This is a genomic window from Streptomyces sp. NPDC032091 (genome assembly GCF_055580265.1).
Genome location: NZ_JBVILR010000002.1, coordinates 217,245 through 242,704, shown reverse-complemented (window position 1 = coordinate 242,704; position 25,460 = coordinate 217,245). Strand labels below are relative to the sequence as shown.

Annotated in this window: 27 protein-coding genes; 14 read left to right on the top strand and 13 right to left on the bottom strand. The window is 72.7% G+C overall.

Going from position 1 to position 25,460, the window contains the following annotated elements:
* Nucleotides 1-50 precede the first annotated feature (50 nt).
* Nucleotides 51-1,055, top strand: a complete 1,005-nt coding sequence (locus ACZ5NJ_RS03990) for a GlxA family transcriptional regulator (protein WP_468762462.1) — start codon at nt 51-53, stop codon at nt 1,053-1,055.
* 51 nt (nt 1,056-1,106) lie between these two features.
* Here the strand turns inward: ACZ5NJ_RS03990 and ACZ5NJ_RS03985 are convergent, their stop codons facing one another.
* Nucleotides 1,107-1,637: a hypothetical protein gene (locus tag ACZ5NJ_RS03985; RefSeq protein ID WP_468762459.1), complete on the bottom strand. Its 531-nt coding sequence runs from the start codon at nt 1,635-1,637 to the stop codon at nt 1,107-1,109.
* Between the two features lie 1,354 nt (nt 1,638-2,991).
* Here ACZ5NJ_RS03985 and ACZ5NJ_RS03980 point away from each other — a divergent pair.
* The gene (locus tag ACZ5NJ_RS03980) at nt 2,992-3,693 is read left to right on the top strand and encodes a hypothetical protein (RefSeq protein WP_468762457.1); all 702 of its coding nucleotides are present in this window, start codon (nt 2,992-2,994) and stop codon (nt 3,691-3,693) included.
* 63 nt (nt 3,694-3,756) lie between these two features.
* Entirely contained in the window at nt 3,757-4,176 is a 420-nt protein-coding gene (locus ACZ5NJ_RS03975) for a hypothetical protein (protein ID WP_395509394.1), read from the top strand.
* Between the two features lie 143 nt (nt 4,177-4,319).
* Here ACZ5NJ_RS03975 and ACZ5NJ_RS03970 read toward each other — a convergent pair whose 3' ends face one another.
* On the bottom strand, nt 4,320-5,057 hold the full coding sequence (locus tag ACZ5NJ_RS03970; protein WP_468762454.1) for a VOC family protein: 738 nt from the start codon (nt 5,055-5,057) through the stop codon (nt 4,320-4,322).
* Nucleotides 5,058-5,872: 815 nt separating this feature from the next.
* On the opposite strand from ACZ5NJ_RS03970, the gene ACZ5NJ_RS03965 reads away from it, so the two are divergent.
* The 3 genes from ACZ5NJ_RS03965 (at nt 5,873) to ACZ5NJ_RS03955 (ending at nt 9,232) form a co-directional block, all read left to right on the top strand.
* A complete protein-coding gene (locus tag ACZ5NJ_RS03965) occupies nt 5,873-6,976 on the top strand; it encodes a bifunctional DNA primase/polymerase (protein WP_468763135.1) in 1,104 nt (367 codons plus the stop codon).
* The gene (locus ACZ5NJ_RS03960; protein ID WP_468762452.1) at nt 6,973-8,625 is read left to right on the top strand and encodes a DNA primase family protein; all 1,653 of its coding nucleotides are present in this window, start codon (nt 6,973-6,975) and stop codon (nt 8,623-8,625) included. Before ACZ5NJ_RS03965 ends, ACZ5NJ_RS03960 begins: the two co-directional genes overlap by 4 nt.
* Before the next feature lie 220 nt (nt 8,626-8,845).
* Nucleotides 8,846-9,232 carry a DUF6009 family protein gene (locus tag ACZ5NJ_RS03955; protein ID WP_468762450.1) on the top strand — a complete coding sequence of 129 codons (387 nt, stop codon included), beginning with the start codon at nt 8,846-8,848 and terminating at the stop codon, nt 9,230-9,232.
* A 151-nt stretch (nt 9,233-9,383) separates the two neighbouring features.
* Here the strand turns inward: ACZ5NJ_RS03955 and ACZ5NJ_RS03950 are convergent, their stop codons facing one another.
* Entirely contained in the window at nt 9,384-9,749 is a 366-nt protein-coding gene (locus ACZ5NJ_RS03950; protein WP_468762448.1) for a hypothetical protein, read from the bottom strand.
* Nucleotides 9,750-9,756: 7 nt separating this feature from the next.
* A complete protein-coding gene (locus ACZ5NJ_RS03945; protein WP_468762446.1) occupies nt 9,757-10,515 on the bottom strand; it encodes a class I SAM-dependent methyltransferase in 759 nt (252 codons plus the stop codon).
* A 102-nt stretch (nt 10,516-10,617) separates the two neighbouring features.
* On the opposite strand from ACZ5NJ_RS03945, the gene ACZ5NJ_RS03940 reads away from it, so the two are divergent.
* Complete coding sequence (locus tag ACZ5NJ_RS03940) at nt 10,618-11,379, top strand: DUF4839 domain-containing protein (RefSeq protein ID WP_468762444.1); 762 nt, start codon at nt 10,618-10,620, stop codon at nt 11,377-11,379.
* A gap of 11 nt (nt 11,380-11,390) precedes the next feature.
* On the opposite strand, the gene ACZ5NJ_RS03935 is transcribed toward ACZ5NJ_RS03940, so the two are convergent.
* Complete coding sequence (locus tag ACZ5NJ_RS03935) at nt 11,391-12,092, bottom strand: nucleotidyltransferase domain-containing protein (RefSeq protein WP_468762441.1); 702 nt, start codon at nt 12,090-12,092, stop codon at nt 11,391-11,393.
* 115 nt (nt 12,093-12,207) lie between these two features.
* Between ACZ5NJ_RS03935 and ACZ5NJ_RS03930 the strand changes: the two genes are divergently transcribed.
* On the top strand, nt 12,208-12,693 hold the full coding sequence (locus ACZ5NJ_RS03930; protein ID WP_468762439.1) for an NUDIX domain-containing protein: 486 nt from the start codon (nt 12,208-12,210) through the stop codon (nt 12,691-12,693).
* A gap of 157 nt (nt 12,694-12,850) precedes the next feature.
* Nucleotides 12,851-13,396 carry a GNAT family N-acetyltransferase gene (locus ACZ5NJ_RS03925; protein ID WP_468762437.1) on the top strand — a complete coding sequence of 182 codons (546 nt, stop codon included), beginning with the start codon at nt 12,851-12,853 and terminating at the stop codon, nt 13,394-13,396.
* Nucleotides 13,397-13,425: 29 nt separating this feature from the next.
* Here the strand turns inward: ACZ5NJ_RS03925 and ACZ5NJ_RS03920 are convergent, their stop codons facing one another.
* The 6 genes from ACZ5NJ_RS03920 to ACZ5NJ_RS03895 all read right to left on the bottom strand — a co-directional run bounded on the left by ACZ5NJ_RS03920 (nt 13,426) and on the right by ACZ5NJ_RS03895 (nt 19,128).
* Complete coding sequence (locus ACZ5NJ_RS03920; protein ID WP_468762435.1) at nt 13,426-13,716, bottom strand: hypothetical protein; 291 nt, start codon at nt 13,714-13,716, stop codon at nt 13,426-13,428.
* Nucleotides 13,717-13,888: 172 nt separating this feature from the next.
* The gene (locus tag ACZ5NJ_RS03915) at nt 13,889-15,337 is read right to left on the bottom strand and encodes an NAD(P)/FAD-dependent oxidoreductase (protein WP_468762433.1); all 1,449 of its coding nucleotides are present in this window, start codon (nt 15,335-15,337) and stop codon (nt 13,889-13,891) included.
* On the bottom strand, nt 15,334-16,575 hold the full coding sequence (locus tag ACZ5NJ_RS03910; protein ID WP_468762431.1) for an MAB_1171c family putative transporter: 1,242 nt from the start codon (nt 16,573-16,575) through the stop codon (nt 15,334-15,336). Before ACZ5NJ_RS03910 ends, ACZ5NJ_RS03915 begins: the two co-directional genes overlap by 4 nt.
* Nucleotides 16,572-17,735, bottom strand: coding sequence for an MAB_1171c family putative transporter (locus ACZ5NJ_RS03905; protein ID WP_468762429.1), 1,164 nt, complete (start codon nt 17,733-17,735; stop codon nt 16,572-16,574). The genes ACZ5NJ_RS03910 and ACZ5NJ_RS03905 overlap by 4 nt, the downstream gene beginning before the upstream one ends.
* Nucleotides 17,736-17,737: 2 nt before the next feature.
* Nucleotides 17,738-18,331 carry a toxin-antitoxin system, toxin component gene (locus ACZ5NJ_RS03900; RefSeq protein ID WP_468762427.1) on the bottom strand — a complete coding sequence of 198 codons (594 nt, stop codon included), beginning with the start codon at nt 18,329-18,331 and terminating at the stop codon, nt 17,738-17,740.
* A gap of 527 nt (nt 18,332-18,858) precedes the next feature.
* Complete coding sequence (locus ACZ5NJ_RS03895; RefSeq protein WP_468762425.1) at nt 18,859-19,128, bottom strand: DUF6225 family protein; 270 nt, start codon at nt 19,126-19,128, stop codon at nt 18,859-18,861.
* Nucleotides 19,129-19,606: 478 nt separating this feature from the next.
* Between ACZ5NJ_RS03895 and ACZ5NJ_RS03890 the strand changes: the two genes are divergently transcribed.
* The 4 genes from ACZ5NJ_RS03890 (at nt 19,607) to ACZ5NJ_RS03875 (ending at nt 22,572) form a co-directional block, all read left to right on the top strand.
* Entirely contained in the window at nt 19,607-20,242 is a 636-nt protein-coding gene (locus tag ACZ5NJ_RS03890; RefSeq protein WP_468762423.1) for a class I SAM-dependent methyltransferase, read from the top strand.
* Between the two features lie 54 nt (nt 20,243-20,296).
* On the top strand, nt 20,297-21,118 hold the full coding sequence (locus ACZ5NJ_RS03885; RefSeq protein ID WP_468762421.1) for a phosphotransferase: 822 nt from the start codon (nt 20,297-20,299) through the stop codon (nt 21,116-21,118).
* A 14-nt stretch (nt 21,119-21,132) separates the two neighbouring features.
* A complete protein-coding gene (locus ACZ5NJ_RS03880) occupies nt 21,133-21,642 on the top strand; it encodes a GNAT family N-acetyltransferase (protein ID WP_468762419.1) in 510 nt (169 codons plus the stop codon).
* Nucleotides 21,643-22,095: 453 nt separating this feature from the next.
* The gene (locus ACZ5NJ_RS03875; protein WP_468762417.1) at nt 22,096-22,572 is read left to right on the top strand and encodes a hypothetical protein; all 477 of its coding nucleotides are present in this window, start codon (nt 22,096-22,098) and stop codon (nt 22,570-22,572) included.
* A 40-nt stretch (nt 22,573-22,612) separates the two neighbouring features.
* Here ACZ5NJ_RS03875 and ACZ5NJ_RS03870 read toward each other — a convergent pair whose 3' ends face one another.
* A complete protein-coding gene (locus tag ACZ5NJ_RS03870) occupies nt 22,613-23,617 on the bottom strand; it encodes a glutathione S-transferase family protein (RefSeq protein WP_468762415.1) in 1,005 nt (334 codons plus the stop codon).
* Nucleotides 23,618-23,885: 268 nt separating this feature from the next.
* On the opposite strand from ACZ5NJ_RS03870, the gene ACZ5NJ_RS03865 reads away from it, so the two are divergent.
* Entirely contained in the window at nt 23,886-25,001 is a 1,116-nt protein-coding gene (locus tag ACZ5NJ_RS03865; protein WP_468762413.1) for an FAD-dependent oxidoreductase, read from the top strand.
* Nucleotides 25,002-25,121: 120 nt separating this feature from the next.
* Here the strand turns inward: ACZ5NJ_RS03865 and ACZ5NJ_RS03860 are convergent, their stop codons facing one another.
* Complete coding sequence (locus tag ACZ5NJ_RS03860; RefSeq protein ID WP_468762411.1) at nt 25,122-25,295, bottom strand: CsbD family protein; 174 nt, start codon at nt 25,293-25,295, stop codon at nt 25,122-25,124.
* Between the last annotated feature and the right edge of the window lie 165 nt (nt 25,296-25,460).

Here is a 25,460-nt window from a genome sequence, read left to right as displayed (position 1 = left end):
GCTCATCCTGGGCCGTTTCGCATGCCGCCCGTGAGTGCTAGGAATCGCACATGTCGAAAGAATCCTCGCATCAGGTTCAGGGGGGCGGGGCCGCTGCCGGCGTGCACCGGGTCGTCGTGATCGTGGACGAGAACTCGAACCCCTTCGAGCTCGGCTGCGCGACCGAGGTCTTCGGTCTGCGCAGGCCGGAGATCGGCCGTGACCTCTACGACTTCAGGCTCTGTTCCCCCGAGCCCCGCACCCTGATGCGCGACGGGTTCTTCACGCTCACGGGAGTCGCCGGCCTGGACGCGGCGGACACGGCGGACACCCTGATCGTCCCCAACCGACCGGACGTCGACGTGCCGCGGCGTCCCGCCGTACTCGACGCCGTCCGCCGGGCCCACGCGCGCGGCGCGCGCCTGGTCGGCTTCTGCAGCGGCGCCTTCACCCTGGCTGAGGCCGGAGTCCTCGACGGGCGCCGGGCCACCGCGCACTGGCAGTGGGCCGATGCCTTCCGGGCCCGGTTCCCCTCGGTCCGGCTCGAAGCGGACGTGCTGTTCGTGGATGACGGCGACATCCTCACCGCGGCGGGGAGCGCGGCCGCCCTGGACCTGGGACTGCATCTGGTCCGCCGCGACCACGGCGCGGAGATCGCCAACTCGGTGAGCCGACGACTGGTCTTCGCGGCGCACCGGGACGGGGGACAGCGGCAGTTCGTAGAGCGGCCCGTCCCCGACCTGCCGGACGAATCCCTGGCGCCGGTCCTGGCCTGGGCCCAGGAACGGCTGGACTCGCCGCTCACCGTGTCCGACCTCGCGGCCCGTGCGACGGTCAGCCCGGCCACGTTGCACCGCCGCTTCCAGGCACAGCTGGGCACGACACCGTGGGCGTGGCTCACGGGGGAACGGCTCGCTCTGGCATGCCGGCTGATCGAGCGGGGCGAGTCCCGGTTCGAGGTCGTCGCCCGACGCAGCGGGCTGGGCACGGCTGCCAGTCTGCGCACGCTGATGCGCCGCGAGACCGGCATCACGCCGTCGGCCTACAGGCGGCGGTTCGGGCCGGAGGCGCAGTGACGGCAGCCATCGGACCGGCGGCCCCGGACCCGCAGCCATCGGACCGGTGCCCTAGGGGTGGTTCCACTCCTCGCTCGGCAGGGAGTGCCACAGGTCGAGCCAGTCGTGGAGGAGGAAGAGCGGCCGGGTCAGGACGACGTCGCCGGCCCGTTGGCCGCGGAGGGCCAGGCCGAGGGAGCCGAACACCGGATCGCCTCCGGGGCTGTACCTCAGGAGGCCGGGCCGCACGGCTTCGGTGTGGTGGACGAGCCAGTTCTCCAGCCGCGAGGGCACACAGCCGGTCAAGGGGGCCGGTCCCACGCGTACCTGGGGGCCGGTGAGCGCCTCCGCCGCCACGCACCCCAGGCGGCCGTAGCGGAAGAGGGCTCTGATGCCGGTGGTGGTGAAGTCGGCGGAGTCCAGGTGCCGGACGGCGCCGTGGTGGTGGCTGGAGGACGTGCGGGTCGGGGGTTCGCCGAGGGCGGCGGTGATCTCGTCCAGGGTCATGCCGAAGTGCAGCGGACCCACCCCGATGTACGGCGTGAAGGCCCACTCCGCCCGCTCCCCGGCCCCGGAACGGGTTCTCCGCCAGGGTGCGGGCACGCTCCAGGGCCTCCTCCTGCTCCTCCTCGGCGTCGAGGAGCCCGGTGATGTCCGATCCCCAGGCCGCCAGCCGCTCCCGGGCGACCCACCGGTAGTACGAGTCCGGGCTCGTCGCCAGGACGCTGCGGACGGCGGGCGCGTACGCGGGTGCCGTCGGCGCGAGGGCCGGGTCTGCCAGCAGCAACGCCGTGGCCGCGAGGGCGGCTTCCCTCACCCGCGGGTCGTCGTCCTGACAGAACACCGCCACACGGGGGTGGAGCACCGGTCGCACCCTGCGCGCAGCGGCCACATCCTGCGCGGTGGCGGCGTCGCCCTCGTCGCCCTCGTCGCTCTCCTCGTCCAGGCGGGCGAGATCGGCGAACGCGGCCAGCCAGCTCAGCAGTTCCGCGCGCAGCGGCCGCCGGCACGCCCGGCGTTCCCAGGTGTCCTCGGCGAGGGTCAGCGTCGAGCACCCCGAGGAGGATCTCCGGGGTATCGGGCAGACCGTGCCGGCCCGTACTGCAGTGTGGCAGCCGCTCCCAGGCAGCACCGCCGAGTTCGGCCTGTGCCGCAGGCGGCAAGGCGCCGACCGGGGTGCCGGTCCGCTGGTCGAGGGGGATCGCGTGGGTCACCAGCGCAGTGTGGCAGCCCCCACTGACAACCGGTGCGTGCGGGCGCCCAGGGTCGGTAGCTCCTCAGCCCTGGCGGGCTTGCGGTGCCCCGCCGGGGTGGCGGGGCGTCGCGGGCGACTGCGGGCCGGAGGGGGCTGGAAGAAGGAAGCGTGGCCAGGACTGGGGGTGGTGCGGGTGGCCGCTGGCCGTGCTCGTTCGTCGCAGCCCGCATGGGGGCTCGCGTGTGGTGGTGCGGGTTCGGGCGGGTCCTCGATCGCTGCAGCGGCACGGAGTTGCTCGTGAAGGGCGTCGTCGGGTTGCTCTTTTAGTAAGAGGGCGCCGCGTTTTCAAGGCTCTGACCTGCTGCTTTGTCCGGAGTGATGTGTCGCCCAGGACACATTCGGGGTGCCTGAGTGTGTACCTGGCGGACACATATCGCGGAAAACTCAAGCAGTGGTTGACTTTTGGGCGGCGCCGGGGCGCTCGGCGACGTCGCAGGTCAGCGCGTTGTGGGGGAGGGGCCGTGCTGGCGCCGGGCATGCGTGGCCGCTACATGAACGTGTCGCCATCGCGGCAACCCAAATCAAGCAGGCGTGTACTTTCGGCGCTTCACGGCGCTGAAAGTACACCGTGCGTGTACTTTCAGCGCCGCGTTCGAACAGAGCGCTGCTCAGCCGCCACCCTCGGCGCGTCGCCGCGTCAAAAGACAAGCTGTGGTTGATTTTTTGGATAGCCTCGGACCGCCTGAGTAACAAGGAGGTCTCGTGACATCTGATCCGCCCGCCCGTCGTCGGCGCGGGCCCCGACCCGTGCCCGCCCCCACCTCGGGGGGCAGCGAAGCCGAGTACGGGGACATCCTGGCGGTCCTGGGCCAGCAGCTCGGGGAGAAGGTCGCCGAAGCCGCCGACCCCGGAGGCCGCCGCAGGCTCAAGGGCGTCCACTTCGAGTACGCCGCCGATCCGAAGGCCGTCCACGACATGGCCGGGGGCTCCGGTTACAGCCTGGCCAGCAACTGGTTCACCCAGCTGCTCGCCCAACTGGCCGTCGCGAACAGCATCACCAAGTCACAGCTCTGCGTCTTCCTCTTCGTGGCCGGCGGACAGGTGCCGGGGACCGGCGTCACCCCGTACACGCAGCAGGAGATCACCGATGGGCTGAACAAGATCGCCGCTCAGAAGGGCGGCAAGATGATCACGCGTTCCACCGTCAACCGCGCGGTGCAGGCCCTGTGCGGCTACAACTGGGTGGAGAAGGCGGGCAGGGGCCGGATCCAGCTCAACGTACGCCTGTGGTTCCACGGAAACAGCAGCGCCCAGCACGACGTACTCGCCGAGATCGCCGACCGGCACGAGCACGACGTCGCGGCCTTCCCCTACGCTGTGGGCCCGCAGGGTGCCCATCAGGAGGAACTCGACCTCGACTTCGGGGCGGCAGCCGACTACCGCGGAAGGAAACGTACCGGGTGATAGTGCTGCCAGGCCCGTCCTCCATCACGGACCACCGCCACCGCTCACGAGGAAGGCCGTCCCATGGCTAACGTCATGTCTCCGATCGTCGCGGAGCGCATCTGGGCCCTGCCCCTGTCAGGGTCCGCCGTCAAGTTCCTCCAGTACCTGGTCGCCCGGAGCGACTTCGGGGGGGCGCTGACGGTCCGGCAGAAGGACATGGCGGTGGAGTACGGGGTCACGCCGCAGGCCGTCAGCGGGCTGATGGCGCCGCTGTGCGAGCTGAACATCGTGCTCAGGCCGCGCAGCGAGGAGCGCACCGGCAACTCCTACCGGCTCCACCCGCTCGCGGCGAAGTACGAGAGCCCCGAGAGCATGGAGGCGGCGTTCCGCGCGGCCCTCGTCCGCATCCAGGCCGGCGACCTGCCCAACCTGAAGCTGCCGACGTACCACCAGGCCCCGCCCACGCCGACGACGGGCCGGCCGAAGCTCCAGGTGGCCTGAGCGGACGCGATGCGGGCAAGACGAAGGGCCCTCCACTGGGTGGAGGGCCCTTCGCGCCTGAGTAACTTGCGGCCCACTATATCCGCCGCACCTGGGTTGGGACAGCTGAACCCTGATGAGCCGTGCTCGTACGGGGTGACGGCCTAGCGCGGGCTGAGGAGGCAGAACTCGTTGCCTTCGGGGTCGGCGAGGATGGTCCAGGAGATGGAGCTCTGGTCGATGCCGGGATCGGTGGCGCCCAGGGCGCGCAGCCGGGCCGCCTCCGCCGCCGGGTCGTCGCCCCGGTAGGGGGCGACGTCGAGGTGGACGCGGTTCCACCCGGTCTTGGTGTCGGGGTTGCGGACGAATTCCAGGTAGGGGCCGACGCCCTGGGCCGAGCGCAGGGTCGCCTGGTCGTCGGTGACCTCGTGGAGCGTCCAGTCCGTGGCCCGGCTCCAGAACCGGGCCATCTCCCGCGGGTCGGTGCAGTCGACGACCACCGCGGCGATCGGTCCGGTGTCCCGGTAGAGGGGGCGGGGCTCCAGGACGCAGAACTCGTTGCCTTCGGGGTCGGCGAGGACCGTCCAGGGGACATCGCCCTGGCCGATGTCGGCGGGGGTCGCGCCGAGGTCCTTGAGGCGTGCGACGAGTTCCGCCTGGTGCGCGGTCGAGGTGGTGGCCAGGTCGAGGTGGACCCGGTTCTTGACCGTCTTGGGTTCCGGGCGGGCAATGATGTCGAGGCAGACGGCCGTGGGGTCGGGGTAGGTGAAGCCCACGGGTTCCAGGTTGGTCACGCCGGGTCCCTCGCTGTCGATGCCCCAGCCGAGGGCCTCCGCCCAGAACCTGCCCAGCGCGGAGTCGTCGTGAGCCTTCATGTTGATCTGCACAAGTCGCGTTGCCATGCCCAAGATCCTAAAACTTGCTCTCTCCCGCACCCTTCTCAGCCCCTCCTTCCTGGGCCAGGGACTGAAGCTCCGTGTCCTCTGCGATGGCCGCCGGGAGACCGTGCGTGGGGCCTCGTGGTGGGGCTTCGTGGTGGGGTGCGTTCGGTCCCTCGGTCCCTTGGTCCCTGAGTCCCTGGAGATTTCCGCAGGTCAGAGCAGGTGTAAGGGAAAAGTCAGGGACTGAAGGGACTGAGAATTCACTCTTCCAGCCTTTACGTGCGTGTGTGTATGCGCGGGCGTAAGGAGTACTGGTGTCATATTGGCGTCATAACTAGAAAATTGAGTCCCTTCAGTCCCTTGGATTCGGGCGGCGAGCGGCTGACCTGCAGGTTTGTCAGTGACTGAAGGGACCAGGGGCTGAACAGGGTCTGACGGCGGTTCCGTCCCTGGTTCAGGGGGAGCGGGGATCCGGGGGAGAGGGCCTTGAGGGGCGCTGGAGCCCTCAGTCCCTGACTCCAGCCGAGGGAAACCCGGCAATTGGGGCGGATGCCCCCACCAGGCCCTGCCGGGGGCCATCCTTCGGAGGGACTCAAGGGACTGAAGAATCAAAACAGTCGCAGCAGCCTGCACTGCCTCGGCGTGTCGCTGCGCTAGGCTCCGGCATTGTGAAAGTTTGGTCCCTTCAGTCCCTGCCCGGGACGGGGGCCAACACCCCCCACCAGCCCACACAGCCGAACCGCCCCACCGCACCGCCGAGGAAGACACACGTGCCAGCCCACAGCGCAACGCCGCCACCAGCGGCAGCAGTCGGCACGGGGCACGGCGGCCTGGACGTGGCGCTCTGGCTGGCGTCCAGGGGCATGCCCGTCCACCCCCTCTCCCCAGGGACCAAGACGCCCCCCGCGAACTGCGCCCGCTGTCGGGAACAGCCCCACGCCCCGTCCGGCTGCCCCTGCCCGGCGGAAGGACGCTGGTGCCACGGCTTCCACGCCGCCACCACGGCCGCCGACGTCATCAGGGACTGGTGGCGCCAGGAGCCGCGGTTCGGGGTCGGCGTCTCCTGTGGTCCGGCCGGCCTCGTCGTCATCGACGTGGACACCCACCCGGCCCCGCTGCCGGACCGTCAGCGCCTGCTGCCCGGCATTCCCATCGACGAACGGGTCGACCTGACCGGGCTCAGCTCCGGCTACGACACCCTCGCGCTCCTGGCCGCCCTCCGCCGACAGCCCGATCCCGCCGGGGACGAGGGCACCCTGCGCGTCCGTACGCCCAGCGGCGGTCTGCACATCTGGTACCGCGCGCCCCTCGGAAGCCCGGCCATCCGCTCCTCCAGCGGCAGCGGCGCCCGTACCGCCCTCGCCTGGCAGGTCGACGTACGGGCCACGGGCGGCTATATCGTCGCGCCCGGCACGCGGACGCCGCAGGGCGCCTACGAGGCCCTGCCAGGCGCCCGTACGCCCGCACCCCTGCCGCTGTGGCTCAACGCCGAACTCGCCCGCACCGGCCACCACCCCGCCCCTCAGGGACCGGACAGCGCTCCCGCCCCCCGGAGCACCCGCACCCGCACCGGCACGGCGCAACCGGCATCGGCAACGGCACGGAAGGGGACGACGAAGGCGGCAGCGGCGGCCACCGCGGCGGTCACCGCGACCGGGAGCGACGACGCCCACCGCATCCTCGCCCCCCTCCTCGCCGAAGTCCGCGACTGCGCCCGGGCCCCGTCCGGCACCGCGTTCAGCGAGAAGCTCAACCGTGCGGCCTTCACCGCCGGAGGCCTCGCGGCCGCCGGCCACATCCCGCTGCCCGAATGCGCCGGCCTCCTCACGGACGCCGCCCACGCGGCCCGCCCGGACCAGCCGCGCCGCAACCGACTCGTCATCGACTCCGCGCTCCGCGCCGGCAGCCACCGCCCTATCCACCCCAAGGGACGCTCATGAGCAGCGCAGGAAGCACCGGCTTCGACGCGCACGCCGCCGCGGAGCAGCTCGCGGTGTTCGCCGCCGAATCCGCGGGAACCGGCGAGTCCGCCGGAATCGCGGAATCCGCAGGGACCACGGGAACCGCCGCCATCGCCGCCACCGTCGAAGCCGCCCACGGCCCGGCCCACGGTCCCGCCGCGACCGCCCAACTGCCCGCCCAGCAGGTCGCCACCCCGGCGGCGGTGTCCCGCCCCGGTGACTTCGTCCAGTCGGGCCTGCTCGTCAACCTCACCGACCGTGGCAACGCCAAGCTCTTCGCCCACCTCCACAACCACCGCTTCCGCCACGTCGAGGGCCTCGGCTGGTACGTGTGGGACGAGTACCGGTGGAAGCGCACCGGCGGCGAGAAGGCGGCCATCTGGGCCGCCGGCGACATGGCCGAGGAGATGCCCCTGCACGACCCCCGGGGCCACTTCACCGACCGCGAGCTCATCCAGCACCGCAAGCGCGCCATGTCGACCTCCGGCGTCAAGGCCATGCTGTCCCAGGCCAAGGCGTCCCCGGAGCTCGCCCTCGACCCCGACACCCTCGACGGCGACAAGTTCGCCCTGTGCACCCCCGCCGGCGTCGTCGACCTGCGCACCGGCGAGCTCCGCAAGCCCGACCCGCTCCGTGACCTGCACTCGCGCGCGACCTTCCTCGCCCCCGAGGCCAGCCCCACCCCCCGCTTCGCCCGCTTCCTGACGGAGACGTTCGGCGACGACGACAAGGGCAGGGAGATGATCACGTTCGTCCATCTCCTGCTCGGCTACTCCATCACCGGCGACGTCGGGGGCCAGGTCCTGCCGTTCCTCTACGGCATCGGCGCCAACGGCAAGTCCGCCCTCATGGACATCGTCATCAAGATCCTCGGCGACTACGCGGACGTGGCACCGCCCGGCTTCCTGATGGAGCGCGGCAAGTTCAACGAGCACTCCACCGAGCTCACCGAACTCCACGGCCGTCGCCTGTTCGTGTGCAGTGAGCTCAAGCCGCACGACAAGTTCGACGAGGCCCGCGTCAAGCTCCTCACCGGCGGCGACCGGCTCAAGGCCCGCCGCATGCGGCAGGACTACTTCAGCTTCGAGCCCACCCACAAGCTGTGGCTGCTCGGCAACCACCGCCCCGAGGTCGGCACCGGCGGACACGCGTTCTGGCGCCGCATCCGCCTCATCCCGTTCGACAAGGTCGTGCCCGACCACCGCAAGATCGACAACCTGGCGGAGGAACTCGTCAACCACGAGGGCCCCGGCATCCTCCACTGGATGATCCAGGGCGCGATGGCCTACCTGAAGACCAAGCCCTCCCTCACCGGACCCACCGTGGTCCGCACCGCCACCCAGGCGTACGCCACCACCGAGGACCACATCGGCCGCTTCCTGGCCGAATGCTGCACCACCGGGGACGGGTCCGACGAGCCGCGCGACTTCAAGGTCGAGCAGGGCGCCCTGTACCGGGCGTACAGCACCTGGTGCCAGGAGGGCGAGGGCCTGCGCCCCGCCACCACCCGCGCCTTCGCCACCCGTATCCGCGCCGAGGTCGGCATCTCCTCACCCGGCGAGATGCTCCGCTCCAACGGCCAGAAGTTCTACCCCGGCCTCGCCCTGCTCGCCGACGAGACGGGGTGAGGGCACACCGGAGCGACCGTCGAACGGGGCGGCTCCGGGGTGAACCGCCCCGGCCTACTGTCCGCCACCGCATCCAGCCGCCTACCATGGACACGCAACGAATGAACCGGCCACAGGCCGCCACCGCCCCGCACACCGGTATAGCCCATGCCCGGCGCCCGGTAGCGTGGCCGGCGCAGCCCGTACAGCAGCTACGTCAGACCGAGAAGGGACCACGGCCATGAGCTCGCTACTCCAAGCAAGCGATCTCACCCACGAGGACAAGGTGGTGTGGCTGGAAGACCCCGCACAGCTCGACTACGTACGCCAGGCCCTCGACAAGACCCCGCGCCGGCGCGGCAAGCCCCGCTACTACCGGGACGGCCGCATGGTCGGCTTCGCCGAGCTCTGCGACAGCGCGGAGGCCGACCCGGACAGCGGGCTGCAGAAGCGCCGCGTCTTCTACCTCCTCCCGCACGACCGCGACGCCGAACCGGACGGCCTCTACCGCGCCGGCGCCCCCGGCGAGGCGGTGGACCCGCGCACGGTGGAGCCCCGGCACGTGGGCATGAAGACGGAACGCTCCCAGCGGGGCGTCGCGGGGACGGGCACGCGCACGGTCGCCTGAGACAGCGCACCCACTTCGAAACTCCGGTCCCTTCAGTCCCTGTCCGCAGCCTTGCCGACGCTCTGACCTGCGATGACCGCCAGGGACCGAAGGGCCCGTCCCGGCCACGGAGGCCAGAAACCGCCGACGCCGCCGCAGGCCGCGCCGAGGCTCAGGCCACGGCGGACGCGGCCGTCACCAGCTCGGGGAAGGCTTCCTCCCAGGCCTCCCTGATGTACCGGCTGACCAGCGTGCGCAGCACCGGCCACTGGGCCAGGAGCAGCTCCCGGTCGAGGAGCCGGACCAGATCCTCGCGCCGCCCCTCGGCCAGGACGGTGCGGTACAGCCCCATGCGCAGGCGCGGCCGGTCCAGGTCATAGGACCGCAGCCCGGACCAGGCGACGTGCAGGGGCAGCTCGACGACGCCGCCCACGGGCCCCACGAGCTCACCCAGCGCCCCGGGCAACCGCCCCGCATACCGAGCCCGCAGCACATCGACCGCCGCAGGGGCGGGGTCGGGGGAGTAGGGGATGGCCACAGCCCGATTATCCCCCGCCGCCCGGTTCACCAGCGGTGAGGACGAAGAACAGGAAGCAGGGTGTGGTCGCGAGGCCGTGGAAGTCGTCGGGGAACAGTTCCCGGGCGGCCGGATCGGGCTGCGGCTCGCTGATGACGGCCAGCCGGAAGCCCGCGGTGGTGAAGGCATCGGTCATGGCGTGCAGCGGCCTGCGCCAGAACTTCATGGGGACGGACTGTCCGCCGAACGTCCAGTCGAAGGCATAGCTGGTGGTCGCGGAGTAGTCGGGCCGAGGATCCTTGTTCGTGTAGGCCACGAACGGGTGGTCCACGGACGTGATGAGCCGCCCGCCGGGCTTGAGGACACGGCGCAATTCCGCCAGTGCCGGCTCCCAGTCCTCCAGGTAGTGCAAGACGAGGGAGGCCACGACGTCGTCGAACTCGCCCTCGTCGAAGGGCAGCCGGTCATTCAGGTCGGCCTGGTGCAGGGGTATCGCGTCGCCGAGCCGGCGCCTCGCCAATTCGAGCATCCGGGCACTGGCGTCGACACCGCTGACCATCGCACCACGGTCGTGCAGCGCGGCGGCCAGGGGGCCCGAGCCACAGCCCGCGTCCAGGATGCGACGACCGGCCACGTCGCCGGCGAGGGCCAGCATCGCGGGCCGCTCGTAGTACGCGTTCACGAGGTTTCCCTCGTTCTCCGCCGCATACGCCTCGGCGAAACCGTCGTAGTCGTTCGCCCGGCCCTGTAACGCGGACCGTGCGTGCCGCTCGGGCCCCTCAATCATCCGATTCAGAGTGGCGCTCGGATGCCGAGTTGCTCGTGGAATCCCCTATGCTCCCGGGGCAGTTGGTGTGAACAGTTCGTTCGTTCAGGGGGGCGGCGTCGGATGGCCGACGAGATCAAGTACGAGTACAAGACCGTGCAGACAGTTCGCGGCACCGACGGCCTGGTGATCTCGAAGATGCAGAAGGAGGGCTGGGAGCTCGTCGGACAGGACCAGGGCCTGCTGCGCTCCACCCTCGACTTCCGCCGCCCGAAGAAGCCGCTGCCGCGGGTTTTGATCGGCGCCGTGGTCGGCGGTTTCGTGGTCCTGGCCGTCGTCATCGGCGTGGGGGCGGCACTTGAGGGTGGAGGCGGGAAGAAGGGCGGGTCGGACAAGCCGACGGCGGCCGCTGCGGGCGCAGGTCCCTCCGCCGCGTCGGCTCCGTCCGCGTCCGTGTCCGCTTCGGCTGCCGCTGCCGCTGCCGCTGCCGCTGCCGCTCCCGCCGTGATCACGCCGCAGAACGACCCGGAGTTCGCGGCGCTGCTGAAGAGCGACTCGTGCGCCGAGGCGAACCTCGACTTCGCGACCAGGCACAAGGGCAAGACGGTGGCGTTCGACGGCTCGATCGTGCACATGGCGCCCCACGGCAGTGCCGACACCCGCTACGACGTCCTCCTGGGCCCGGGCGACGAGGGGCCGAAGACGGGGATCGGGCCGGCCTTCAAGTATGAGGACGTCAACGTCTCCGACCTGAAGCTGACCGGCCCGAACACCCCCGCCACCGTCCGCGCGGGCGACAGGTTCCGTTTCGTCGCCGAGGTGGGCGCGTTCAACGCGAAGCAGTGTCTCTTCTTCCTCCGCCCGGTCTCGACGGAAGTCCGGTAGGCCGTAGTCCGTCAGCGCAGCCGGGCGAGCCAGGGGTGGGGGCCGAGGGTGCGGGTGATGGCGTCCGCGAGCCAGGTGCGCCGGCCGGCGTCGAGGAGAGGGAGGACGGCGTCGAAGTCCTGCTCGTCCTTCGGGCGGGGCCGCTTGGCCTTGTAGTACAGCTGGACCTCAGGCCTCAGGTAGGGGATGCCGTCCGGGCTGACGGCGCCGATCTCGGCCACCGGCCGGCGCACGCCGTCGTCGCGCCGGGACACCCACTGTCCGTCCCGCGACGCTTCGTCCAGCATCACCTGGATCCGCCAGGGCCCGCCCGGCGCGGGCCGGCACCAGACGTCGTGGACCCCGGGGCGCAGATGCTCTCCCGCACGCCACGGACGCAGACTGCCGGGCGGGTCGGCGGCCCACCACTCCCATCCGGCGAGGGCCTCCTGCACGGCGTGCTGGTCGTCCCGCAGGACCAGGACGTCGATGTCGTCGTGGGGCCGCAGTGCGCGGCCGACGGCCAACTCGATGGCATGGCCCCCGGCGATCCACCACGGGCACCCGGCCCGGCCGAACAGGCCGGCCACCTCACGCAGGGGTGCCGGATCCCAGTGTGCGGCCGGTCCGGAGCCCGCCCCGGGCCCGGGCTTCCCGGACCCGGGCAGACCGACCAGCGGTAAGGCGGGCGGCGGCCCGACGGTGCTTTCGCGCACAGGGGTGTTCTCAGACATCCGGGCACGCTACCGCCGCGCGGCCGGATTCCCGCCTCAGCCGTGCCGGGAACGGCGACGGGGTGGTCCACTACGGGTTCCACCACGTCCGCCCGGCGGCCGAAGGAAGGCGCTCATGACCGGTACCTGGCTCCCGCCCGAGGAGTACGTCAAGACCATCGCGCACTCCACCAGCTACGCAGGCTTCTACTTCACCGACACCGCCGGCCGCCCGGTGCAACTGCGTTCGGCCCACAGCGCCGAGACCTGGCAGTGGCCGGGCGGGAACATGGACCCCGGCGAGAGCCCGTGGGAGTGCGCCCTCAGGGAGTGCTTCGAGGAGACGCGGATGACCTTCGCGGGTCCGCGGAAGCTCCTCGCGGTCCACTTCATCGCCCAAGGCACCGGCTGGCCGCTGAACAAGTTCGGCGTGATCTTCGACGGCGGCCGGCTCACCGACGACCAGATCGACGGCATCGTCCTCGACCCCGCCGAGCACACCGAACTCCGCGTCCGCACCCTCGCCGAGTGGGAGGAGGAGATGAGCCCCGAGAGCTTCGCCGGCCTCAAGGCCGCCGACGACGCACGCCGGACGGGGACCGTGGCCTACCTCGAACGCTGATCCTCCGCAGCCGCTCAGCGCCTCGACCTCGTCCCTCCGGCCGGGCCGGTGCGCCCCGGCCCGGCCGGGGTACGCACGCCGGACGGAAAATCCGGGTGCTCCGGGGCCTTCCCCGGTTATCTTGCCTCGTCATGAACAGGCCAGGGAGGTCCACAGCATGAGCAGCAGCACCACGTCGTCCTTGCCCGAGCGGATCGAGCTGTCGGGGGAGGGGCTCGTCCTGCGCGACTGGACGGAGGGGGACCTGGCCGCGATGCCGGCGCTGTTCGACCATCCCGACATCGCGTACTGGACGCCGATCGTCTCGCCCTTCGACGACGCGGCCGCCCGCGCACGGCTGGTCCGGGACCGGCAGTTGCGGCGGGAGGGCACGAGCATCCTGCTCGCCATCACCGTCGACGGCGGCGCACCGCTCGGCGAGATCATGCTGCGGCGCGCGCCCGAGGGGATGGAGATCGGTTACGCGGTCGGCCCGGCGCACCGGGGCCAGGGTCTGGCGGCGCGGGCGGTGCGGGTGATGGCCGCGTACGCGTTCGAGCAGTGGGGTGCGGAGCGGGTGATCCTGGAGCTGGAGGCCGAGAACGCCGCCAGCGTGGCGGTGGCCGGCAAGGCGGGCTTCAGGCTGCTCGACGTACCGCTGATCACGGGCGAGGAGAAGGGACGGCCGTTCGTCCTCCAGACGTGGGGCCTGGACCGCCCTTGACGGACCGCCGCTGACGGACGGGCCGCCGCCTACCCGAGGGGGTGCCGCCCCGCGATGGCGATGAGTTGGACGTCCATCTCGTCGGCCTGGGCGCGCAGGATGCCCGCGACCGCGCGCATCGTGTTCCCGTCCAACGGTGCCGGGGGCGCCTGGCCCTCCGCAGCGGGGGCGGGGTCATCGGACTCGGCGTGCAGGTCGAACGTGCGCGCGAGGTCGCGGAGCAGTTCGGTGACGTCCTGGGCGGCGACGTAGAAATGCCCGTCGGCGCCGCGCCGTACGGCGGTCTCCGCGTCCGTGTGCCGCCAGACCATCTTCCTCACCCCACTGAGATCCCGCCCCACCAGGCGGTGCGTCTCCGCCCGGTCCCATCTTGCTCCCCACGGGTTCCGCCCGCGCAGGGATTCGGGTCGGTCGGCGCGTCGGCGGGCCGATGTCCACTCTTCTCTGGTCCTCCGGAGCGACGGGCTCCTCGGCGGGGCGGGAAGCGGCTGGTCAGCCGGCGCCCCCGGACTCCACGAGGGCCAGCTCCCGTGGGGTCAGGGGCGGTCCGTCCAGGGGCGGGTACTGCGGTCCCCGTAGGGCACCCAGCAGGACGCGCGGCCTGGCCAGCGAGGTCAGCGGAGCCTGGAGCGACGTGACGTGCGTGAGGTCCTCCACCATGCTGAAGCGTCCGCAGCTCGTCCTCACCAGCCGGTCCACGTAGCGGGACAGGATCCTGTCCCGCAGGCCCGGAGCGCCGCCCTGGACCTCCGGGTAGAACACGTCCTGCCCCATGGCCAGTTCCCAGGCCGCGCCGACCGGCTTCGCCATGGCCCTCTGCACGCGCCGCGCGAGGTGCGGTGCCTCCACGCCCCGGGCCTCCACCTCCTCGCGCAGGACGGCCGCCGTCTGCGCGGCGACGGACATGCCGTGCCCGTACAGGGGGTTGAACGCCGCGAGCGCGTCACCCAGGACGACGAACCGCTCCGGCCAGTCCCGCACCCGCTCGAAGTACCGCCGCGTATTGCGGGTGCTCCTGCTCACCGACACGCCCGTCAGGGGTTCGAGGCGGGAGATGATCTCCCCGACCACGGGATGACGGAGCCCGCGCGGGAACGCCGCGAAGTCCTCGGCGTCACCCGTCGGCTCGCCGGCCCTGCTGCCCGTCTCCGTGACGATCCACCGGCCGTCCTCCACCGGCAGGATGCTCGCGCTCTGCCCCGGCCGACCGCTGCGGGGGTCCGACTGCACGCTGACCAGCGGGAACCCCTCGGCCCCGGTCGGGGCGCGGAAGATCCGCGTCGCGTAGACCAGGCCGAGGTCCAGGGAGCGCTCGGGTGCCGGAGGCACCCCCAGCTCCTCCAGGTGGCGGGGAGCCCGCGAGGCGCGCCCGCTCGCGTCGACGACGAAGTCGGCCTCCAGGACGTGCCCGGGGCCGTCCTGCCCGCGGACCCGCACCCCGGTGACGCGGGACGCGCTGCCGGTCAGGCCTTCGACCCGGGTGCGGGGGAGGACCCTGACCCCCGGTCCGGCCAGGACGTGGTCGCGTACGACGGAGTCCAGGAGGTCGCGGCTGCACCCCAGGACGAAGTGGGTCTCGCGGTCCCAGCGCCTCAGCCAGCCCTGGGCGGTGAGCGCGACCATGCCCGTCGGGGTCGGGATGCGGTTCGCGCCGGCGGCCAGCCAGCGGTCGGTGATCCCGGGCAGGACCGCTTCGGCCGCCCGGACGCCGCCGCTCCAGAGCATGTGCGCGTGGCGCGCCTGGGGAAGGCCCTTGCGGGGAAGCGGACCGTCCGGCAGCTCGTCGTTCTCGACGACGAGGACCTCGTCGACCGCGCCGCGCAGCGCGGCGGCGGCCAGCATGCCCGCGAGGCCGCCACCGATGACGAGCGCGCGCCGGCGGACCGTCCGGGGGCCGGGGCCGGGGCCGGGGCCGGGGCTGGAGGTGTGCGGAGCGCTCATGACGCCGCCTTTCGCGGGGCCGTCGAGGGGTTGTGCCCGTTCCGGCCGGCCGCGGGGGCCGCCGGGATCGTACGAGGCGTCATCATGCTCCGTACGGCGTCGGAGAGGCAGACGAGCCCGTCGTCACTGTCGAGCAGGCACTGGATCCCGCTCCGGCCGCCGCCACCCGCATGGTGGTCACCTTCGCGGCCATCGGTGTCGTCGTCGCCCGGCCCCGGACGGGTGCGCAGGGAGTCGAACGCGGCGATGACCAGGGCCGCGTGGGCCGCCGCGGCGGGCTTCAGCGCGCCGGGGCCCTCCGTGAGCGCCCGCGCGTCCGTGCCCGGGCCCCGTTCGAGGTAGGGGGCGAGGAGGCGCAGGCCGTCCCGGATGTCGCACGTCCGCCGCAGATGGCGTCGGCTCAGCGAGGCCCACGGGGGGATCCGTACCAGCTCGTACGGGATGACCACCCGCATGACCTCCCACAGCGGCCCCAGCCGGCGGTACCGCGCCCGGCGCCGCCACCGCTTGCGCAGGCTCTGGCCGAGGGCCGGAAGCGCGAACCCGACGCACTGGAGCAGCGAGGAGAGGGCGGCCATCGAAGGGGCCACCGTGGTGCTGATGCCGTCCCAGTCGTGGCCGGCCCAGCGCGCGCCGACGGCGAGGAGCTTGCCCGCGGTGTACCCGAGCCCCAGCACCCCGCCGGCCACGATGAGGGCGAGTCCGGCGCGCAGCAGGCCGGCCACCTCGCGGGCCCAGCGCCAGCACAGGACCGACAGGATGGCCGTGGCCACCGCGTGGGCCACGAGGTAGAGGACGATCATCTCGCGGAGGTACGGGGTGGTGGAGTAGTACGTGTCGAAGTCACGGAGGCGTTCGTCGGGGGCGTGGCCCAGCGCGAACAGGCCCAGGAGCACCACGATGACGGCCGCGTAGACCCCGGCGCACCAGAGGGTGGCCGCGCGGCGGCGTTCCTCCGGTCCGCCCTGCCACGTCAGCATCAGGTTGATGACGCCGGCGCTCCCGGCCGTGACGACGGCGTAGACCAGCGGGGCGGAGAAGTTGGCGACGCCGGTCAGCGCGTTCACCTCCGACACCGTCGGCGGGGCCGCGAAGAAGAACACCACGGCACCCAGGGGGATCACCACGCCCACGGAACGGACCAGCGGATCACGCCAGTGCCGTACGAGGCCGGGCACGCGCAGCGCGAAGGACACGAGCAGGAGGAGGGCCGGAAGGTAGTAGTAGACGCTGCTCAACAGCCCGCCCCCCGGTGCCCGTGCATGTGCGGGCGCGTCTGCGTGAGCGCCTCTGCGATGCGGACGAGGTCACGGTCCTCGCCCGCCGGACCTTGGAGGGCGCGCGAGGAGGCGATCACCCGCCGCTCGGGGTCGGCACGCATCGTCTCCACCGCGGCCAGGACCATGGCCGCGTCCGCGTCGGCCGCCGCGCGGTCGGTGGTGGCGCCGCCGGCGACGGCGGCGGCCAGCACCCGCTCCCGCAGGCCGAGGTCGAAGTAGGGGTTGAGGGTGAGCAGCCCGTCGTGGATGAGCGACTCGCGCTGGAGGCGCCGTACGCCCACGGAGGCCAGCAGCGGTACGCCGACCGACGCCGGGGTCGGCCCCAGCCCGCCGACCAGCTGGGACAGCGGCTCCAGCCGCCGGTAGCGGGTCCAGTCCTGCCAGCGTCCCCGGAAACGCCGCACGACGAGCGGGAGCACCATTCCGATGGCGATGAGGGGAGCGGCCACCGAGGTGAAGCCCCGTGCCACCTCGGTACTGAGGACGTCCCAGTCCGTGCCGGCCCACCGGGCCCCCAGGGCGGTGAACTTGAGCAGGCCGAAGCCGATCGAGAGGCCGTAGCCCGTCACCACGAGGGCCAGGCCCGCCCTCAGCTCCCCTCCCACGTGGCGCATCCAGCGCCAGCACAAACAGGTCATGACGGTCGACGCCGCGGTGTGGCCGACCAGGTAGAGGACGATCATCTCGCGCATGTACGGGGTGTTGGCGTAGTAGGTGTCCAGGTCCCGCAGCCGTTCGACGGGCGCCTCCGCCAGCGCGAAGAGGACGACCAGGGTGGCGCACAGGGCCCCGTACCCGGCGAGGCACCAGCGGGTGGCCCGCCGGATGCGCTCGGGCGGGCCGCCCCGCCAGTTGATGACCAGCACAATGGCCGAGGCCGCGCAGGCCATGGCCCAGAAGTAGTCGACGGGGGCGGCGGCGTTCGGAATGCCGGTGATCTCGTTGACCTTCGCGACCACCGGGACGGAGGTGAAGAAGAACACCCCCACGCCCGCCACGAGCATCGCCATGACCGCGCGGAGCAGGGGGTCGCGCGGGTTCCTCAGCAGGCCGGGGAGCCTGAGCAGGGCGGCCACGCCGCCCAGCACCGTGGGAAAGAGAACGGTCGGATCGGGCACGGTCAGCCTTGGACCCCGCGGTTGCAGAGCGCGGCCTCGATCCGGCCGGAGCGGGTGGCCCGGTCGAGTCCCGGGGCCGTGGGGGCCGTCAGGAGGTGGCGTACGGCGTGCGCCAGCTCCAGTCCGTAGCGCTCCGCCGCCCGCTCCTCGACCCTGTGCCTGCGGGCGGCGGTCCCGTCCTCCTTCAGCAGTACGGGGCTCTGCCGGCCGGCGACGGCCAGGGCGGAGGCGACCACCTGCCGGAGGTCGGCGTCGTGGTGGAGGAGACGGGCGGCCACGGAACCCTCGGACACGTGCTGGTGGCAGTGGCCGAGTTCCAGGTGGCGCAGCTCGTGCCCGGTGATGACGATCCGGTGCTCGGCCACGGTCCGCTGCTCGACGACGATCAGGTCCCGGTCCCCGAGGTCCAGGGCGAGTCCGCTGGCGGTGCCCGGAGGGAAGGAGGTGCTGCGGAATTCAATCTTCCGGTTCCGTCGCCGGCCCATGGCATCGCAGAGCGCGCGGCAGATCACCTCGGCCGCCACCGGAGACTGCAGATGGCCGAGCCCGCCCAGCATGGCGCTGACGGACTGCCGTAACTCCCGCTGCTTGAACACCTGTCTCCCCCATGCCCCTCATTCCCCGAGGGCAGGAACCCTTGCCCCGGCGGATTCCACGCGACCGGCCCGCACCCCCCTGCCCCGCACCGCCCCGCCCGGTACGGCAGTCGACCGCTTGACGAGTCTCCCCGCCCGGCGACGGCCGGCGAAGGGCCCGATGTGCTCAGTGGTCGAGCCGGGCGAGCGGCGTGGTGCGCTCCCGGTCGGGCGGCGGCGTCGTACCTCTGCGGCCGTGCGCGGTGGTCCGTCGTCGGCCGGCGGTCGCTGCGGAGCGGGGCCCGGACCGGTTGCCGGGGGACACCGCTCTCCCGGGCGATCTCCCCGTGCGTCCCGGGATCCGGCACCTCGTCCCGACTCCGGTCACGCCGCCGATCCTGCCACGGGGGTGGCAGACGAGCCATGGATGTTCGGCCAAAACTGCCACGGGGGTGGCAGGATCGCGACGGTCCCTCGGTGCTTCCGCCGGCCCGAACGGGATACGGCGGTACGACGGTACGGCGATACGGGCCCGGGCCGGGCCGGGGTCAGTCGACGTCGAGGTGGTAGGCGCCCGCCCGGGCGTCCGCGAACAGGGTGAACTGGACGTGCGGCGGGCCGTCGGGGCCGTCGGCGCCGTCGGGGTCCAGCTCGACGGGCTCGGCGTCCACCAGGACGTAGTCGCCGTACCCGTCGAAGTCGCCTGGCCCGTCCGCGACCCCGATGTGGATCGGGGTCTCGTCCGGCAGGTCCGCGAGAGCTTCACGCAGCCGCGCAGCGGTCCATACCTGCGGGGCGTGCTCGAACATGTCAGCCATGTAGAGAAGTTAGGACCCCGGCCGCCGGAACCTGGGTTCGCCGCGCCGTCGGCACACGATCCATGACCCGTCCCGGGTGCCGGCGCAACCTCGCCCGGTGCGGCGACCGCCCCGTCCGGCGGCGATCCCGTCAGGCCTGCGCCGTGCCGCCTACGAGGCCTTCCCCTCGGAGTGGATCCGGCCGAACTCGGGGGCCGTGTCCGGCGACAGCGGCGGCTCCCGCCCGTCCGGCCCCGAACACGACGGCCACGTACGGGCCGCCCGCCCCGCGCGCCGAACCGACGCCGACCACCGACGCGCGCACGGCGCCGGGTGGGGGCCCGCCCAACGCGGCCTACCCGGGCGTGCGTTCGTCGGTGATCCCGTCCGGGCGGTCCGGGCTCGCAGCGGCCGCCTCCCTCTCGGCACGCCCGCCGCAAGCGCGTACCGCACCCACTGCGTCGACCGCAGCGGTTGCCACCCGCTAGCTTCTTCCCCAATGCCGCCGCACCACCACGACCGGACCAGGGCCGCCTACGACGGGGTCGTCGAGCTCTACGCGTCGCTGTTCGCCGACCGCCGCCTGGAGACGCAGCCCTTCGCCCGGGCCATGATCGCCACCTTCGCCGAGCTGGTGCGCGATACGGGTAACCCGCGGGTGGCCGACGTCGGATGCGGTCCGGGACACCTGACGGCCCTGCTGCACGACCTGGGCGTGGACGCCTTCGGCCTCGACCTCTCCCCGGGCATGGTCGCCCACGCCCGGCACGCCCATCCGGACCTGCGCTTCGAGGAAGCCCGGATGGAGGACCTGCCCGCCGAGGACGGCACGCTGGGCGGCGTACTGGCGCACTACTCGATGATCCACACCCCTCCGGCGGAACTGCCCGCCCTCCTCGCCGAGCAGGCGCGGGTCCTGGCTCCCGGGGGCCTGCTCCTGGTGTCCTTCTTCGGCACCGACGCCCCGGATCCGGTCCGCTTCGACCACAAGGTGACCCCCGCCTACAGCTGGCCGGCGGACCGCCTCGCCGCCCTGCTGTCCGCAGCCGGCCTCACCCCCTTCGCCCGCCTCCTCCACGACCCGGCTTCCGAACGCGGCTTCCTCGACGCCCACCTCCTGGCCCGCCGCTCCTGACCGAGCCCGTGCCGCGGGTCCGGGCCGGCCCGGCGCATCCCCTAGGCTGGCCCCATGATCGAGGACGGCGCCACCGACCAGGGCAGCGTGACCACCGTGCGGCGGGTCGGCGAAACGATTCGCCGCCCCGCAGGCGAGTGGACCCCGGCGGTGCACGCCCTGCTGGCCCACCTGGAGGCGGCCGGCTTCACCCGCGCCCCGCGCGCCCTCGGCACCGACGGTGCCGAGGAGGTCGTCTCCCTGCTCCACGGCGAACCGGCGTACTCCCCCTGGCCGCCCGCCCTCCGTTCGACGCCCGGCATCAGGGAACTGGGCACCTGGCTGCGCGACTACCACGCGGCGGTACGCGACTTCCGGCCCCCGGCCGACGCCCGCTGGCGGGGGCAGGAGCAGGAGTGGCGGCCCGGCCTGATCATCCGGCACGGCGACCTAGGCCCCTGGAACTCCGTCTGGAACGGCGACCGGCTGACCGGCTTCATCGACTGGGACTTCGCCGCCCCCGGCGACGCCCTCGACGACCTCGCCCAGCTCGCCTGGTACGCCGTCCCCCTGCGTCCCGCCGAGAGGCAGAGCCGGGAATCCTTCACCGGGGACCACACCCTCCGGACCCGCCTCGACGCCCTCTGCACCGCCTACGGCACGCGCCCGGAGGCGGTCCTGGACGCCTTGGACGCCCTCCAGTCCCGCGAGGCGGACCGCATCGAACGGCTCGGCGGCCAGGGCGAGGAGCCGTGGGCGACGTTCCTGGCCCGGGGCGACGCGGCCGAAATGCGAGCCGAACGAGCCTGGCTCCACGCGCACCGCGCCCCCCTCCTCGGCGCCCCGCCCCTCACCCCGCCACCGACAATCCCGGTGCGGTCCCCCCACTCCGCGTGATACTCCTCCCTCCCATGGGGGAACTTGAGACGGCGCGGCTCGTCCTGCATCCGATGACCGCCGGCGAAGCCGAACGCGTCGTGGCGGGCGCGCCGGACGGCGATGCCCGCTGGGCGACCGGATACCCGACCGAAGGCGACGTGCTCGCCGCCCGGCGCTTCCTGCGGACCTGCGCCGACACCGGCGACCCCGGCCCCTTCGGCAACTACGAGATCCGCCTCCGCGAGGACGGCACGGCGATCGGCGGCGTCGGCTTCCACGGCCCCGCGGACGAGACCGGCACCGTCACCATCGGCTACGGCCTCATCCCGTCGGCCCGCGGCCGCGGCTACGCCTCCGAAGCCCTCCGCGCGCTCCTGCGGCTCGCCCGGGCGCGGGGCGCCGCCCGAGTGAAGGGCGACGCCGACCACGACAACACCGCGTCCCACCACGTCATGACGGCAGCCGGCATGCGGCCGGCCGGACAGGACGAACACGTCAGGTACTTCGAGACGACCTGGACCGAAATCCCCGAGGCCCTCTGACAACCGGGAGGCTGCGCCCTGGGCCGGTTCGTTTGGATCACTTCCGTCTGGGGCCTCGATCCTCTGGCTCGTGGCTGGAGCCGTGATCTTCCTCAGCGCTTCGTACACGCTCGTGCGGGACGTCCGACGGCTCCGCACCGGGCCGACCGCCTGACAGGGGCACCGCTCCGGCCGGCGCCGCCAGTCGTTGTTCGTGTGTGCCGTTGACTGACGCACAGTGGGCGCGAATCGAGCCGTTACTCCCAGCCGGGACCCGATGCGAAGCCGCATGTCGCTGGCGGCCCGCCGTACGTCCTCCGACGGTGCGGGGGCGGTCACGGCCGGCGTGCCGTCAGGACTGCTCGACGACGCGGAAAACTCCTCGACCGGAACACCCCCGTCCAAGATCATGGACCGATGACCCCGGCCGAATCAGCAGCGAGAACCCTGGAAAACCGTGCCGCGCTCTGGAGCATGAGGGAGATCCCGGCCGGCGACGTCGTCAGCGCCGCCTGTGACGCGCTCGTCGCCGGCCTCGACAGCCCCGCCCTGCGGATCCTCGCCGCCTGCACGCGCGCCGAGGCGGACTACGACGTCTGGGACCTCCTCCCGCCCGCCCTCGACGAACTGGGCCTCGACTTCCACCCGGTGAACAGCCACTCAGGACAGGAAGCCGGCGTACGGGCGCTGGCCGACCGGATGCTGGCCGGCGAGATGACGCCACCCGAGCTGGCCTTCCGGATCCACCAGCACTTCGGGCACCGGCTGCCCCTGGCCGAACGGCTCGCCGAACTGGACGACGAGTACGCCCTCCTCGAATGCGGGGGGAGAACAGCGGCCCAGGTCGACGCCGACGTCATTGCCGAAGCCCGTCGGGTCGCGACGCAGCTGCATCCCCGCGTCCCGGCCGGCCCGACGGCCGACGGGGGCCGAGGCCGGGACTGGGGCTGACCCGCCCGGCCTGCCCCCGCCCGCCGGGCAGCGGAACGCGTTACGACCGGGCGCGCTGCGGCGGAACCGTCTCCGCCGCCGAGGGCGGCCCCGGCGGGGTGCCGTGCCCGAACGGGCGCCCGCCCAGGGCCTCCCGGCCGTGCGGTTCGAGCCAGCCCGACGGGTCGGGGCCGGCGGGAACGATCCCCGTCGGGTTGATGTGGGCGTGCACGACGTAGAAGTGCTTCTTGATGTGGTCGAAGTCGACGGTGTCCCCGAATCCCGGCGTCTGGAACAGGTCCCGCGCGTACGCCCACAGCACCGGCATCTCGGTCAGCTTCTGCCGGTTGCACTTGAAGTGCCCGTGGTAGACGGCGTCGAAGCGCACCAGCGAGGTGAACAGCCGGATGTCCGCCTCGGTGATCGTGTCGCCGACGAGGTAGCGCGAGTCCTCCAGCCGCTCCGAGAGCCGGTCGAGGCGGGCGAAGAGACGCTCGTACGCCTCCTCGTACGCCTCCTGTGACTTGGCGAACCCGGTGCGGTAGACGCCGTCGTTGACGTCCCGGTAGATCTCCTCGCCGACCGCGTCGATCTCCGGCCGCAGCGCCGCCGGGTACAGCTCCGGCGCACCGTCACGGTGGTACGCCGTCCACTCCAGCGACAGGTCCAGGGTGAGCTGCGCGTAGTCGTTGGTGACGACGGCGCCGCTCGGCACGTCCACGATCGCGGGCACCGTGATGCCCCGGTCGTAGTCGGGGTCGCGGGCGAGGAACGCCTCCTGGAGGCGCTCGATGCCCAGTACCGGGTCACGGCCGCCCGGGTCGAGGTCGAAGGTCCAGCTGCGCTTGTCGTGCGTCGGTCCGGCGATGGCCATGGGCAGGGCCTTCTCCAGCCCGAGGAGCCGCCGCGTGATCACCGCGCGGTGCGCCCAGGGGCAGGCGCGGCTCACCACGAGCCGGTAGCGGCCGGGTTCCACCGGGAAGCCGTCGCGGCCGTCGGCGGTGATCCGGGTGGTGATGTACCGGCTGTCACGGGAATACCCCTTGGCGGGGTTCACAATGCTCATCCCCGCCCCTTACCCAGGAACCGAGCCGCCGACCGGCCGCTCCACCGGGACTCCGCCGTCCCTCGTCCCCGAGGACGCGGCAACGGCGGTGGCCGCGGCGACCGCGGCGGTGCCGGCTGGCGTGCGGGGCTGTCGGCCGGCTGTCGGTGCCCGTGGGCGGGCTGTCGGTGCTGTCGGCCGCCTGTCGGCCGTCCGTCGGCCGCGCTTGGCACCGTTCGGTGAGACGGCCGGCGCCCATCCCGCCGGCCCCGGTCCCGAAGGAGCCACCATGCGCATCCCGCACGTCACGATCATCGGCGCCGGACTCGGCGGACTCACCCTCGCCCGCGTCCTGCACCTGCACGGCATCCCCGCCACGATCCACGAGGCCGACCCCTCCCCGACGGCCCGCGCCCAGGGCGGGCTGCTCGACATCCACGACCACGACGGCCAGCTCGCCCTCAAGGCGGCCGGCTTGACGGACGAGTTCCACTCCATCGTCCTGGAGGGCCGCCAGGCCCTCCGCGTCCTCGACCGTGAGGGCACCGTCCTGCTCGACGAGCCCGACGACGGCACCGGCGGACGCCCCGAGGTCCAGCGCGGCGAACTGCGGCGGATCCTGCTCGACTCCCTCCCGCCCGGCACCGTCCGGTGGGGGCGGAAGGTCACCGCCGCCCGCGCCCTCGGCGAGGGCCGCCACGAGGTGGCCTTCGCCGACGGCAGCACGCTCGTCACCGGCCTGCTGGTCGGCGCGGACGGCGCCTGGTCCCGGGTGCGGCCCCTGCTCACCCCCGTCACACCCGAGTACGCCGGCACTTCGGTCGTCGAGACCTACCTGTACGAGGCCGACACCCGGCACCCCGCCGCCGCGAAGGCGGTCGGCGGCGGATCGATGATCGTGTCCGGGCGGAACGGCAGGCAGATGTTCGCGCACCGCGAGAGCGGCGACACCCTGCACACCTACATAGGGCTGTCCGAGCCCCAGGACTGGTTCGCCGCCATCGACTTCACCGACCCGGCCGCGGCCACCGCCCGCATCGCACGGGAGTTCGGCGACTGGGCACCGGAACTCCGGTCGCTGATCACCGACTCCGACACCGCCCCCTTCGTGCGCCCCTTCCACACCCTGCCCCCCGGCCACCGCTGGGACCGGGTGCCGGGGGTGACCCTGCTCGGCGACGCCGCCCACCTCGCGCCCCCGAACGGCGAGGGCGCCAACCTGGCCCTGCTCGACGGCGCCGAACTCGGCCAGGCCCTCGCCACCGCCCGCCCCGCCGACGTCGAAGCCGCACTCGCCTCGTACGAGGGGGCCATGTTCCGGCGCAGCAGCGAGGCCGCCGCGGGCTTCGGGGCCACCGCCGAGGCCTTCGGACTGGAGCCCGACGGGCACACCGGCCGGCCCTGACGGCAGCCGGACCGACGGCGGCACCGGCAGACCGGGCCCCGGCCGAGGGGGAGTCGGCCGGGGCCCGGAGGCTACTGCGGGGCGTGCGTCGTCGCGCGTCGTCGCGCGTCCCCGCGCGTTCTAGTGGCGGAAGGTGTCCTTGACGTCTTCCTTGGTCTGCCGCGCATCACCCTTGACCTGCTCGCCCTGGCCTTCGGCGGTCATCCGCTCGTTGCCGGTCGCGCGTCCCAGCACTTCCTTGGCCTTGCCCTTGGCCTGCTCGGCACGGGCCTTGCCCTTCTCCGTACCCGACATCGGGACCTCCTCGTGGTCTGGGGAATCGGTCGTCGTGACCGCTCTTCTGTTCCCGATCGGCGCCGTGAAACCTCCGATTTCCCCGCGAGAAGCGACGGCGGCTGTTCCACGGCCACAGCCACGGCCACGGCCACGGCCACGGCCACGGCCAGAGCCACGGCCACG